The sequence below is a fragment of the Streptococcus oralis genome, assembly GCF_023109195.1.
Lineage (GTDB): Bacteria > Bacillota > Bacilli > Lactobacillales > Streptococcaceae > Streptococcus > Streptococcus oralis_BV.
Genome location: NZ_JALDUB010000001.1, coordinates 335937 through 349233, shown reverse-complemented (window position 1 = coordinate 349233; position 13297 = coordinate 335937). Strand labels below are relative to the sequence as shown.

At 40.7% G+C, this 13297-nt stretch carries 15 protein-coding genes; 4 read left to right on the top strand and 11 right to left on the bottom strand.

Translation table 11 applies throughout. The annotated features are described in order from the left end of the window. The first annotated feature begins 55 nt into the window (after window positions 1–55). Both M1F65_RS01665 and M1F65_RS01660 read left to right on the top strand, forming a co-directional pair. Window positions 56–862, top strand: a complete 807-nt coding sequence (locus tag M1F65_RS01665) for a peptidylprolyl isomerase (RefSeq protein ID WP_045617343.1) — start codon at window positions 56–58, stop codon at window positions 860–862. A 27-nt stretch (window positions 863–889) separates the two neighbouring features. Further along, a complete protein-coding gene (locus M1F65_RS01660) occupies window positions 890–1129 on the top strand; it encodes a zinc-ribbon domain-containing protein (protein WP_247925347.1) in 240 nt (79 codons plus the stop codon). Between the two features lie 43 nt (window positions 1130–1172). Here M1F65_RS01660 and M1F65_RS01655 read toward each other — a convergent pair whose 3' ends face one another. From M1F65_RS01655 to M1F65_RS01625, 7 genes are all read right to left on the bottom strand, one after another. Further along, complete coding sequence (locus tag M1F65_RS01655) at window positions 1173–2714, bottom strand: ABC-F family ATP-binding cassette domain-containing protein (protein WP_216732803.1); 1542 nt, start codon at window positions 2712–2714, stop codon at window positions 1173–1175. Between the two features lies 1 nt (window position 2715). After that, the gene (locus M1F65_RS01650; protein ID WP_247925346.1) at window positions 2716–3195 is read right to left on the bottom strand and encodes a VanZ family protein; all 480 of its coding nucleotides are present in this window, start codon (window positions 3193–3195) and stop codon (window positions 2716–2718) included. A gap of 1 nt (window position 3196) precedes the next feature. Continuing rightward, on the bottom strand, window positions 3197–4282 hold the full coding sequence (rlmN, locus tag M1F65_RS01645; protein WP_000804762.1) for a dual-specificity RNA methyltransferase RlmN: 1086 nt from the start codon (window positions 4280–4282) through the stop codon (window positions 3197–3199). 20 nt (window positions 4283–4302) lie between these two features. Further along, window positions 4303–4833: a YutD family protein gene (locus M1F65_RS01640; RefSeq protein WP_084849805.1), complete on the bottom strand. Its 531-nt coding sequence runs from the start codon at window positions 4831–4833 to the stop codon at window positions 4303–4305. A gap of 154 nt (window positions 4834–4987) precedes the next feature. Beyond that, window positions 4988–5593 (bottom strand): superoxide dismutase SodA, encoded by a 606-nt coding sequence (gene sodA, locus M1F65_RS01635; protein WP_000974728.1) that lies wholly within the window; start codon window positions 5591–5593, stop codon window positions 4988–4990. Between the two features lie 69 nt (window positions 5594–5662). Further along, window positions 5663–6700 carry a DNA polymerase III subunit delta gene (holA, locus tag M1F65_RS01630; protein ID WP_042902145.1) on the bottom strand — a complete coding sequence of 346 codons (1038 nt, stop codon included), beginning with the start codon at window positions 6698–6700 and terminating at the stop codon, window positions 5663–5665. A 32-nt stretch (window positions 6701–6732) separates the two neighbouring features. After that, the gene (locus M1F65_RS01625) at window positions 6733–7668 is read right to left on the bottom strand and encodes a dihydroorotate oxidase (RefSeq protein ID WP_042902144.1); all 936 of its coding nucleotides are present in this window, start codon (window positions 7666–7668) and stop codon (window positions 6733–6735) included. Between the two features lie 205 nt (window positions 7669–7873). On the opposite strand from M1F65_RS01625, the gene gdhA reads away from it, so the two are divergent. Both gdhA and M1F65_RS01615 read left to right on the top strand, forming a co-directional pair. Then, the gene (gene gdhA / locus M1F65_RS01620) at window positions 7874–9220 is read left to right on the top strand and encodes an NADP-specific glutamate dehydrogenase (RefSeq protein ID WP_000199517.1); all 1347 of its coding nucleotides are present in this window, start codon (window positions 7874–7876) and stop codon (window positions 9218–9220) included. A 31-nt stretch (window positions 9221–9251) separates the two neighbouring features. Then, window positions 9252–9737: a GNAT family N-acetyltransferase gene (locus tag M1F65_RS01615; RefSeq protein ID WP_001053561.1), complete on the top strand. Its 486-nt coding sequence runs from the start codon at window positions 9252–9254 to the stop codon at window positions 9735–9737. 146 nt (window positions 9738–9883) lie between these two features. On the opposite strand, the gene M1F65_RS01610 is transcribed toward M1F65_RS01615, so the two are convergent. The 4 genes from M1F65_RS01610 to M1F65_RS01595 form a co-directional block, all read right to left on the bottom strand. Then, on the bottom strand, window positions 9884–10528 hold the full coding sequence (locus M1F65_RS01610; RefSeq protein ID WP_247925345.1) for a TetR/AcrR family transcriptional regulator: 645 nt from the start codon (window positions 10526–10528) through the stop codon (window positions 9884–9886). 16 nt (window positions 10529–10544) lie between these two features. Further along, window positions 10545–11549 (bottom strand): NADP-dependent oxidoreductase, encoded by a 1005-nt coding sequence (locus M1F65_RS01605; protein ID WP_247925344.1) that lies wholly within the window; start codon window positions 11547–11549, stop codon window positions 10545–10547. A 213-nt stretch (window positions 11550–11762) separates the two neighbouring features. After that, entirely contained in the window at window positions 11763–12131 is a 369-nt protein-coding gene (locus M1F65_RS01600) for an EXLDI protein (RefSeq protein WP_009013639.1), read from the bottom strand. A gap of 62 nt (window positions 12132–12193) precedes the next feature. Then, window positions 12194–13096 (bottom strand): DUF2268 domain-containing putative Zn-dependent protease, encoded by a 903-nt coding sequence (locus M1F65_RS01595; RefSeq protein WP_042902143.1) that lies wholly within the window; start codon window positions 13094–13096, stop codon window positions 12194–12196. Between the last annotated feature and the right edge of the window lie 201 nt (window positions 13097–13297).

Here is a 13297-nt window from a genome sequence, read left to right as displayed (position 1 = left end):
AAATCAAACTTCTTTTAAGGTACAATAGTAGAAATGAATTTTTGAGAGGTTAACAATGAAAAAACTAGCAACCCTTCTTTTGCTATCAACTGTAGCCCTTGCTGGATGTACTAGTATCCAACGTGGTCTCCGTGGTGATGAATATGTCGACTCCAGCATCTCAGCTGAAGAAAGCTCAAAAGCAGCTGCTCAGGCTGCCAAAGATTTGAATGACGCATTGACCAATGACAATGCCAACTTCCCTCAACTTTCTAAGGAAGTTGCTGAAGATGAAGCTGAGGTCATTTTACACACAAATCAAGGCGATATCCGTATCAAACTCTTTCCAAAACTAGCACCACTAGCAGTTGAAAACTTCCTTACTCACGCTAAGGAAGGCTATTATAACGGCATCACCTTCCACCGTGTCATCGATGGCTTTATGGTCCAAACTGGAGATCCTAAGGGAGATGGTACAGGGGGCCAATCTATCTGGCATGATAAGGATAAAACAAAGGACAAGGGAACTGGTTTCAAAAATGAAATCTCTCCTTACCTATACAATATCCGAGGAGCCCTTGCTATGGCTAACACTGGTCAACCAAACACCAACGGCAGCCAGTTCTTCATCAACCAAAATTCAACAGATATTTCAGCTAAACTCCCTACAAGCAAGTATCCAAAGAAAATCATCGAAGCCTATAAAGAAGGTGGAAATCCAAGTCTAGACGGCAAACACCCTGTCTTTGGTCAAGTCATCGATGGCATGGATGTTGTTGACAAGATTGCCAAAGCTGAAAAAGATGAGAAAGACAAACCAACGTCTGCTATCACCATTGATAGTATTGAAGTGGTGAAAGACTACGACTTCAGTAAAAAATAAGCCATCAACAGATAAGGAGACGATGACATGATTTTATTTTGGGGTTCTAAAGGTTATCAAAAAGATTTGGGACATACGCAAACTGCGATCGAATGTGGTCACTGTAACAATGTCGACACTTGGGAGATCATAGAAACTGGGCGCAAATTCACCCTCTACTGGATTCCACTTTTCCCTTATGGTAAAAGTTACTTCGTTTCTTGTCCGATTTGCCACTACGGTAAAGAAATTGAGAAATCTGAAATTGAAAACTATTTAAATTACTAGTCAAAAAAGCCATGTCTCATCGACTTGGCTTTTTTATAACTATTTATGTTAGCTTGTTAAAGTCCCAGATTTGGTCCATCCAGCCTTCATAAAAGTCTGGTTCGTGGCAAACCATTAGAATACTTCCTTTGTATTCTTTAAGCGCCCGTTTGAGTTCATCCTTGGCATCTACATCCAAGTGGTTGGTCGGCTCGTCCAGCACTAAGACGTTATTTTCACGGTTCATCAAGAGACAGAAACGCACCTTGGCCTGTTCCCCACCTGATAAGACCTGAATTTGGCTTTCAATGTGCTTGGTTGTCAAACCACAACGAGCAAGGGCCGCACGAACTTCTGCCTGATTGAGTGCAGGAAAGGCATTCCAGACAGCTTCAAGAGGGGTTTGACGATTGCCACCTTCTACTTCTTGCTCAAAGTAACCAAGTTCTAGGTAATCACCGCGTTCAACTTCCCCAGCGATTGGCGGAATAATGCCCAAGAGAGACTTCAAGAGGGTTGTTTTCCCAATACCATTTGCCCCGATAATAGCAACCTTTTGATTGCGTTCAAAGGTGAGGTTTAAGGGTTTGGTAAGTGGACGGTCATAACCAATCTGCAAATCCTTGGCTTGGAAGATAAAACGCCCTGGCGTACGAGCTGTTTTGAAATCAAAGGATGGTTTTGGCTTCTCACTTTGCAGTTCGATAATATCCATCTTGTCGAGTTTCTTTTGACGGGACATGGCCATATTACGCGTTGCAACACGCGCCTTGTTTCGAGCTACAAAGTCCTTGAGGTCTGCAATCTCTTTCTGTTGACGTTCATAGGCCGCTTCCAACTGAGATTTCTTCATAGCATAGACTTCTTGGAACTGGTAGTAGTCACCAGAGTAACGCGTCAACTGTTGATTCTCCACATGGTAGACGATATTGATTACGTCGTTGAGGAAAGGAATATCATGCGAAATAAGGACAAAGGCATTCTCATAGTTTTGGAGATAACGCTTGAGCCAGTCAATGTGTTCAGCATCCAAGTAGTTGGTTGGCTCGTCAAGCAACAAGATATCTGGTTTTTCAAGGAGGAGTTTAGCCAAAAGCACCTTGGTTCTTTGTCCACCTGATAAGGCTGTTACATCTGTATCCATGCCATAGTCCATGACACCGAGAGCACGCGCTACTTCATCAATCTTAGCATCCAAAGTATAAAAGTCACGACTCTCCAAACGGTCTTGGAGCTCTCCTACTTCTTCCATAAGCACATCGATATCCGCTCCGTCTTCCGCCATTTCCATATAGAGGTCATTGATACGAGCTTCTGCTTTAAATAGCTCATCAAAGGCTGTACGGAGTACATCACGCACGGTTTGACCTTCCTTTAGCACAGCGTGCTGATCCAGATAGCCAGCAGTCACATATTTAGACCACTCCACCTTTCCTTCGTCTGGCAACATCTTACCAGTCACAATGCTCATAAAGGTTGATTTTCCTTCACCATTGGCACCGACTAGACCGATATGTTCTCCCTTGAGGAGACGGAAGGAGACATCTTCAAAAATTGCACGGTCACCAAAACCGTGACTCAAATTTTTAACTTCTAAAATACTCATTCTAATTCCTTATCTTGTTTTTATGCAGTCCTTTATAGAGGAGCCAAGCCAAATAGCCTCCCAGGGTATTGGTCCACAAATCATCAATCTCAAAGACCCGATTAAAATCAAAGAAAAAGTCTAAAACTAGTTGTGTGCACTCGATTCCCAAACTCAGTATAAAACTGAGAAGAAGAATCCTTTTAGTTTTTCTTAGAGAGGGAAAGAGATAGAGCAGTTGAAAAACCAGAGGGAAGAGCAAGAAGACATTTAAAATGTTCTGCAAAAAGATCCAAAGGACTTGTCCCAAACTGGTCACTTCACCCAGATTCCAAAGGGAGTTTAAGGGAGTTAAAAGAAAAACCAGGCGTCCAAAAGTTTGAATACCTGGAGTTTCCACTCCTGTAGGAAGTTGAGGCTGGGGAGTAAAACAAAAACAGACAATGCAAAGACTGTAAACAGCCACTCCCAATCTTAAGATTAATTCTCTTTTTTTAGTCATTTTATGGATTTACCGCTGCGACTGCCTTCTGGCGGTCACGTTTCATTGTATTGGAACGCAATTGTCCACAAGCTGCATCAATATCTGTACCATGCTCTTGACGGACAACACAGTTGACCCCTTTTTTCTTGAGGGTATCGTAGAAGGCCATCACGCGCTCTTTAGGACTACGGCTATATTGGTCATGCTCACTAACAGGGTTATAGGGAATCAAGTTTACATAAGACAATTTCTTGATGTTCTTGAGCAACTCCGCCAACTCCAAGGCTTGTTCTACACCATCGTTGACTTCATTGAGCATGATGTATTCAAAGGTCACACGGCGATTGGTTGTTTCGATATAGTACTCAATAGCAGCAAAGAGTTTTTCAATCGGAAAGGCACGGTTAATCTTCATGATGCTTGAACGCAATTCATTATTGGGTGCGTGAAGAGACACAGCCAGATTAACCTGTACACCTTCATTAGCAAAGTCACGAATTTTATGGGCCAAACCTGAAGTTGAAACTGTGATGTGACGAGCACCGATTGCCATCCCCTTGTCATCATTGATGGTACGGACAAAATTCAAAACATTGTTGTAGTTATCAAATGGTTCACCAATTCCCATGACAACGATATGACTGACACGCTCGTCCTGACCACGCTCATCAAAGTATTTCTGAACCAGCATGATCTGCGCTACAATTTCACCGTTATTGAGGTCACGTTGCTTCTTGATCAAGCCTGACGCACAGAAGGTACAACCAATATTACAGCCAACCTGAGTGGTCACACAGACTGACAAACCGTAGTGTTGACGCATGAGTACTGTCTCAATCAACATGCCATCTGGCAACTCGAAAAGATACTTAACAGTACCGTCAGCTGACTCTTGTACAATCCGTTGTTTCAAAGGATTGACCACAAACTGGTCATTGAGCTTAGCAATCAAATCCTTGGAAAGGTTGGTCATTTCTTCAAAGGACTGGACACGTTTACGGTAGAGCCATTCCCAGATTTGATCTGCTCGGAATTTCTTTTCTCCTTGTTCTAAAACCCATTCTTGCATGGTTTGACGTGTTAAACTATAAATAGACGGTTTCATCTCTTCTCCTTATTCTCTATCTATTTCTGACGAATGACAAAATGGCGCTGTCCCTTGTCCTCTTTCTGAGACTTTTGATCCTTATGACGACGTCTATTTCGCTTATCGGCATTTGGTTTTCTCTTGTTTTGCGAAGATTTCTTCCCTCTTCTAGGAAGGTTTTCCTCCTCTTTTTTACGCATTTTCTTGTCAAATGAAGCCCGTTTCGGTGCTTGATTTTCTAGGACAAAATAAGCACAACCATAACTACAGTACTCTAAAAGATAATCCTGTAAGCGACTAATCTTTTCATTTTTTTCCTCTGTTCGGTCGTCTTTATAAAAGCCACGTAGACGGAGCTGTTCATTGCTCCAGTCCCCCACGACATAATCAAACTTGGTCAACACTTCTGAAAAGCGTTGATTAAAGACTGTCACATCGAAGGCATCCTTGATATTTTCAACCAAGGTAAAAGCAATCCCTTCAGTCTCAACCTTATCCCCATTCACATGAAATTCTGGGCCAGGAAACTTGTTATAATTGTATAATTCAGGTGCAATTTCTTTACGCATAGTCTTCCTTTTCCACGATTACTTAACACTCTATTTTACCATATTTTCTACAAGTTGGCACGAATATCCTCTAAATGAAAAAAGTCTGACGATTCTGTCAGACTTCTGCTTTATAACCTTAAAAAGAGAAGATTGACTCTTCCCTCCATATTTTTTATTTAGCTGCTGCGTAAAGCTCGTCTACTTTGTTCCAGTTAATGACTGAGAAGAAAGCTTTGATGTAGTCAGGACGCACGTTGCGGTATTTCACGTAGTAAGCATGTTCCCAAACGTCCAAGCCCAAGATTGGTTTTTTACCTTCTGAGATTGGTGTGTCTTGGTTTGCTGTTGAAGTCACTTCAAGCTTCCCTTCTTTGTTGACAACCAACCAAGCCCATCCAGAACCGAAGCGAGTTGTAGCTGCTGCTGTAAAGGCTGCTTGGAATTCTTCAAATGAGCCAAATGTTGCATCGATTGCTGCTGCAAGTTCTGCTGATGGAGCTGTTTTCTCAGGAGTCATCAATTCCCAGAAAAGAGCGTGGTTCAAGTGTCCACCACCATTGTTGATAAGTGCTTGACGGATATCAGCTGGGATAGAATCTACATCAGCAAGCAAAGCTTCAAGGTCTTCACCAATTTCAGGGTGTTTTTCAAGAGCTGCATTTGCATTGTTGACATAAGTTTGGTGGTGTTTGTCATGGTGCAAGTGCATTGTTTCTGCATCGATGTATGGTTCCAAAGCGTCATATGCGTATGGAAGGTCTGGTAAGATAATAGCCATCTGTAATACCTCTTTTTCTTTCTATATGAAAATGATAACGCAATCATCCTCTTTTTTCAAGTTTTTTGCTCAATTTGCCTCTGCCGCGATCTGCAAAAGTGCCTTTTCAAACAGGTACCCCTTTTCATAGACACCTGTCTTAATCTGGTAGTCTGTTTCAATCAAATAAGAAATCGCTCGCTTGAGAAAATCTAAGGAAATCCCTCTCGAATCTCTCAGTGCAAACTTGATTTGATAAGGATTAGGATTGCGTCCTAGATAACTACCTAAACTACTTGCAATCTGCGATTCCGTCTGACCAGCCTCTGATAAAATCTTCACTTGGGTAAAGGTTCGGAACTGTCCTAACATGACAGCTATGAGCTTAATTTCATCCTCCCCTTTCAAGGTCAAGTCTCTGACCAAGTCACGGGCCTGATCAATCTTCTTATCCAAGATAAACTGAGTTAAGTCGAAAATATTGTCTTGCAAAGTCTTTGGAATAGCCTCGACAATGTCCTTCTCCTCAATCACGCCATCTGACTTATAAGACTGTAAAAAGAGGAGATTTTTCTGGATTTCACTAAATTGAAATCCGGATTTGAGAAGTAGATTTTCAAAAGACTTTTCTGCAAACTGCAGACCTTGTGTCTGGCTCCATTTTTGGAAATACTGGCGAAGTTCTTGTTCTTTAGGTTCAATAGCATCAAATACAGTCGCATCTCGTTTGAGCAATTTGACCAGCCGTCTTTTACTATCTAACTTTCCTTCTGCAAAAATCAACAACTTGGTTGTTGGCGAAGGGTTATCAAAGTATGCCTCAAACGACTTGAGCTCATCATCTGCTAAAAATCGTTTCTTGGCTGTTGTGATATCGACAAAATGGTCTAATATCACGATTTTCTCATCCGCAAAAAAAGGGAGACTGACCAACTCCAACTCTAAGTCTTTATAAGCTACTTCTTTCATATCAAAGTAAGCAAAGTTGAGATCAGCTGGATCATAACCAATCTGTTTCAATACTTGACTCTTCATAACTTCAAACTGACCCTGGTCTGTCCCAGTAAATAGATTCAAGCTAGATAAATTTGATAGAGATACCTTTTGACTCTCTTCTATGGCTAGCATCTTCTCTCCTTTCTTCTGATTTTTTATTAAACTTAATCAATATAGCGCAATTTCCCACGGAAATCTTCTAGGTTCTCGTACCCTTTTTCCGCCATAATAGCTTTCAGTTCATTGGTAATGCGTTCAAAAGCACCGACGCCTTCTTTGTGAAGGGTAGTCCCTACTTGCACCATACTCGCACCGCAGAGGATGTGTTCAAAGGCATCACGACCCGTTAGAACACCACCAGTTCCGATGATTTGAATTTGCGGATTGAGACGTTGGTAGAAGGCATGTACATTCGCTAGAGCAGTTGGTTTGATGTACTCTCCACCAATGCCACCAAAACCATTTTTAGGACGAATCACGACAGACTCATCTTCTATATAAAGGCCATTTCCGATAGAGTTAACACAGTTGACAAACTTAAGCGGATATTTGTTGAAAATAGCTGCTGCTTGGTCAAAGTGAACAATGTCAAAATATGGTGGTAATTTAATTCCAAGAGGTTTGGTAAAGTAGGCAAATACTTCTGCCAAAATCCGGTCTGTTGTCTCAAAATCATAGGCAATCTGGGGTTTTCCTGGAACATTTGGACAAGAAAGATTAAGCTCTGTCAGCCCTTTGAATTCACTCTCTTGAACTTTTTTCAAGATGGTATGTGTTTCTTCTGGAGACATGCCGACTAGGGAAAGGAAGAAAGTACGGTTTGGCTCTTTTTCCTGCAAGTCCAAAAGATAGTCCAGATAGTAGTCTAAGCCATTATTTGGTAAGCCCATGGAGTTGATAGAACCAAGTGGAACATCCTGGTAGCGTGGCTCAGGATTGCCCTGACGAAAGTCCAAGGTCGCTGTCTTCGTGACAAAAGTACCCGCTGCTGAGTTTTTGACCCCTTCAAGCTCTTCTATCGTCATACAAGCCACACCCGCTGCATTCATCAAGCAATTGTCAAACTCAAAGCCAGCTATTTGTGTTTTCGTTGATACCATGATTCTGATCCTCCAGATTCCTTTTATTTCTAATATTATACCATACTTTAAGATTTTCTCTTTGAGAAACTAATTTCTATATAAAACGTTCGGTTTTGTAAATTGAAAGAATTTTTAGAAAATTTCTGTTTTTTTCTTTACACTAAAAAAAAATTCTGCTATAATGGCTCATGTAATAAAATATAACAACAAAAAGGAGAACGATATGACATCTGCTAAAGACTATATCCAAAGCGTGTTTGCAACTGTGAAAGCTCGTAACGGGCATGAGGCTGAATTTCTCCAGGCGGTTGAAGAATTCTTCAGCACTTTGGAACCTGTATTTGAAAAACACCCTGAGTATATCGAAGAAAACATCTTGGCACGTATCACTGAGCCTGAGCGCGTGATTTCTTTCCGTGTTCCTTGGGTTGACCGTGATGGAAAAGTTCAAGTCAACCGTGGTTACCGTGTTCAATTCAACTCAGCTGTTGGACCATATAAAGGCGGACTTCGTTTCCACCCAACTGTAAACCAAGGGATTTTGAAATTCCTCGGCTTCGAACAAATCTTTAAAAACGTTTTGACTGGACTTCCAATCGGTGGAGGTAAAGGGGGATCAGACTTCGATCCTAAAGGGAAGACTGATGCTGAAGTGATGCGCTTCTGCCAAAGCTTCATGACTGAATTGCAAAAATACATCGGACCATCTCTTGACGTACCTGCTGGTGATATCGGTGTTGGAGGACGCGAAATTGGATACCTTTACGGACAATACAAACGTCTTAACCAATTTGATGCGGGTGTCTTGACTGGTAAACCTCTTGGATTTGGTGGTAGCTTGATTCGTCCAGAAGCAACTGGTTATGGTTTGGTTTACTATACTGAAGAAATGCTCAAAGCTAATGGTAACAGTTTTGCTGGTAAGAAAGTGGTTATTTCAGGTTCTGGTAACGTAGCTCAATATGCTCTTCAAAAAGCGACTGAACTCGGCGCTACTGTTATCTCTGTATCTGACTCAAACGGTTATGTCATTGACGAAAATGGTATTGACTTCGATCTTTTGGTTGATGTTAAAGAAAAACGCCGTGCTCGTTTGACTGAGTACGCAGCTGAGAAAGCAACTGCTACTTACCATGAAGGTTCTGTATGGACTTACGCTGGAAACTACGACATCGCTCTTCCATGTGCGACTCAAAACGAAATCAACGGTGAAGCAGCTAAACGTTTGGTTTCTCAAGGCGTTATCTGTGTATCTGAAGGTGCTAACATGCCTAGTGACCTTGATGCGATTAAAGTCTACAAAGAAAACGGAATCCTTTACGGACCTGCCAAAGCTGCCAACGCTGGTGGTGTAGCTGTATCAGCGCTTGAAATGAGCCAAAACAGCCTTCGCCTTTCATGGACCCGTGAAGAAGTTGATGGACGCCTCAAAGACATCATGACCAACATCTTCAATACAGCTAAAACAACTGCTGAAACCTACGGACTTGGTACTGACTACCTTGCAGGAGCAAATATCGCTGCCTTCGAAAACGTAGCAAACGCTATGATTGCCCAAGGTATTGTTTAATTAGTCGATACATCCTATCGGAGGACAAATGATGAACTTACGGCCAATGGAAGTGAGAGACAATCCAGCTGTAGCGCAGCTCATTCGAGCTAGCCTAGAAGAGTTTGGGCTTGACAAACCAGGAACTGTCTACTTTGATTCTCATCTAGATCATTTGGCCGACTACTATCAACAGCAAGAGAGAGCAGCTTACTTTGTTCTGGAAGATGAAGATCAGCTGGTTGGCTGCGGTGGCTTTGCACCTGTGTCTGATAAGATTGCTGAATTACAAAAACTGTATGTCACTAAAAATAGCCGTGGCAAAGGTTATTCCAGTAGGTTGATAAAGCGGATATTCCAGGAAGCCCATCTAGCTGGTTATGAACAGCTTTATCTAGAAACCTCCACTGAACTGGCTACGGCTGTGGCCATCTATCAGCGCTATGGTTTCACATCACTGCAAGAACCACTTTCTAACGCTGCCGGCCACCCAGCTATGAATATCTGGATGATAAAATCCCTCTTATCAGATGAATAGATGGCAGTATACTAATGTAGCCAATGCTATGATAGTAAAGGTATTGTTTCAATTTATTTTTCAATCCCCAATCACTCTGATTGGGGATTTTTATATTGGTTTTAAAAAAGCTCACTATTTTTAATAGTAAGCTTAAAAATCAAAATTCACTTTACTTCTACTAAGGCAAAAGACAGGCATTCAACAATTTCGTTTACTGCTTCATCTATGTTCACATCTTCCTTATCATTCAACATCATTGGAATAACATAAGAAAGACTCAAGGCTAGAATATAACGAACCATTCTTTCATTTGACCAATCTCGAATAACACCATTTTCTTTAAACTGATTCAGAACTGGACTAATTGACTTAATGATAGAGTGAACAATAACATTCCCTAACTGCTCAGAAATAGTTTTATCAATAAAAGAACGACTCAAGAGAATTTTAACTTGCATTTGATTCTCCTGAATGAAAACTAGTCTATCTCGAACAATGCTTCTCAAAAACACTGGAAAACTCTCTTGGTTTGCTGTAAATTTCTTCTCAGAAAAATCAGCAATCACATCTGGAATAACCTGTTCGAGAAAAGTTGACAGAATAGCTTCTAAGATGCCTTCCTTAGTTTTAAAGTAACTAAAAACTGTCCCTTCTGAAACTCCAGCCTCCTTAGCAATAAGGCTTGCTTTTGTATTCTCAAAACCAATTTCTGAAAATAACTTTAGACTTGATAATAACACTTGACGTTGTTTTAAACTCAAGTTGCTATTTTCTAATGTCTGAGCGTACTTTTGTTCTAAACTTTCCATTGCTAGCACCTCTCTGCTACTCTCTTACTTTTACAACTTTCTTACCTCGAGTGTGTCCTGACTTCAGACTACGATATGCCTCTCCAACTGACTTTAGAGAAAAATCATAAATCTGATCAATATTCAGCAGAACCTTCCCATCTGAGACCATTTCCGCTAGAACTTTAAAATCATCATATGTGGAATGTCTAGGACCCGTGAACTGAGCTCCTTTTATCATAACATATGGTGAAGGTACTAGCGTTCCAATAGCCGTGCCCTTCAACCCCAAACTGAAAGCCAATTTAACATAATCACTTCCATAGCAATCCAAGAATTTTGTAATTGGCTTTGTACTTGCTGATAGAAGAGCATTCTGGATGTTCTCTTCGTAAGCTACTGGTATGGCACCTAAGGACTTCAGATAATCTGAATTTTTCTTACTTGCAATTCCAATAACTGTCGCACCCTTAGCAACTGCATACTGTACTGCGATACTTCCAATACCACCTGCTGCTGCTGAAATAACTACAACATCTTTAGAGTTTAGCTCAATCTTTCTAAAAGCACCTCCCACTGTTAGAGAGGCTACACCCATAGTAGATGCATGGTTCATATCAATCATCTCTGGTTTCAACACAATTTCTGATTCATTGACACAAACTTCTGTTGCCAAAGTTCCCCTCTTGGTCCCCAATCCAGGGTCACTGATCATTGTTCCAAAAACCTTGTCCCCTACTGCAAACCGACTTACTCCTTCACCAATTTCTGTGATAACTCCAGCAAAATCCCGACCAACACCTCTTGGAAAGAGAGATGATTTTGACTCAAACCAACGACTTGGCTTCCTTAGTTTCGTCATAAAAGATAGAAAACGAAGTGGCTTTGCCCCCTCAAAAGTCTTATAATCAATAGGATTTAAACCAACTGCATAAACTTCTACCCTAACTTGATTCACTTCCAAAACATCAGATTTAATGTTCACCAAATCTAGCACTTCTTCATCACCGAAACGACCATACTGTATTGCTTGAACAACCATTTCATGAACTCCTTTGTTTATCTATATATTGAGTGAGCACTCAATCATTTTTCTCTGATTATACGCTTATTCTTCATAGATTTCAACTATACTGTTTCCAAAACTTCTAACTAAGTTAGCTGTTCATGATAAAAATAGATCTATTTTCCCTTATGAAAAATTATCAAACTATAAATTAGAGAAATCCGACTGCTTATGAAAGCAGTCGGATTTTTATATATCTAATTTTTCAAAAAATTTGCCTGCTGACCGCTTTTCTTTTAGCTTCTCCAGCAGCTCATCCTCTATAAAAGGAGTCAGGTCGTCAAAATCTTGGCAAACCTTAAAAACCGTCTCTCTGTCCAACTGGCCATAAGCTAGTTCATAATAGTCCTTATTATGATGCCAGTTCTGGTCATAGTTGATATCTTTCCGTTGATAGTAAACAATGTTTTGCTTCGGTGTCAGGTAAAGCTTCTGTGTTAGAATACTTTTCTGATCTTTGGACAACTTGCTACGACTGAAAATCTTAACACCTTGAAAGATCTTGCGCTCATGGATACCTTGATTTGTAACTTTTAATTCAACTCTTTTATAGTGCATATAGTCACCTCCAAAAATTACTTTCATTATATCAGACTCTGGCAGATTTTCAAGCAAAAGTGTCATTTCCAAAAATCTTTAGTCGCCTCTAAAATCTGTTCCGTTGGTGTCACAGTTGCTTCAATAATAGTTTTGCCAGTCATTTTCAGATAGGCTTGTATCAGATGATAGCCATAAGCATAGCCCGCAGCATAAGGCATTCCAACTGGTATCTGACCCTGTATCTTAGCTATTTCATCACCGTAGAGATATGGTGCCATTTCCGCCATCCCCGTTAGCTGAAGCTGACTTGAGATGATGGGCTTAATCTCTTCTAACTGCTCTGGACTGGTTGAAGTGACCCAGGGTCCGATGAGATCTTTGCCATAGAGCTCAGCAGCAAAAGACTCTGCCAATCCTTCACTGACTACCCAGTCTGCTAGTGTCGTCTGCTGGTTCCATTTGATAAATTGGAATCGGACATTATGATTGCACTCGTGGGCCAGCGCCGCTTGCACACGTGGCAAAGTATAGTCATTCGGTAGCAGACTAAGCATGAGGTAACCTGGAATTCCACCATCTCCGCTGTAACCCTTATTGAGCCGTAGCATAGGTTTTTCTGGATTACCCAATAAAATAGTAAAATTGTAATCCTCAACCTCTAAGTCATAGCCAGCCTGCTCAAAAAGACCAATACTCCTCTTGATAGTATCCTGACAGTCTTGCCAGAGTTGATCAGAGCTCAGAGCATCAATAGCCGGTCTATCCTTTTCTGACAGAGTTCCGGGTAGCTGATTCATAAAACCAAGTAGGAACAAAGAATCAAATCCTCCGGGATACTTGGCTTTCAGAGGAATGTGTTGCGTTTGGTATTTCGTAGCAAAAGGTGCTAATATTTTAGCTCGAAAACAGCCCTCTCTCTTTTCCAAAGGAAGCTCGAGCATCTCTTGGTAAACTTTATCTGAACGAATCATATTGATTTGCATGGTAATCTCCTTTCTTATCTATTATTAGTATAATCCCTTACCTAAGGTCAGAGTCAAGAAGAAAATTGAAATATCTATTAAAATTTCATTGAAATTACCTCAAACCGTTCGAAAATTACCTTCAATAAAGTTCTTTAATACTGAGATTATAATATCCAGAGTATCAATAAATTAAAAACTTACTTTTCTACTGTTCATAGG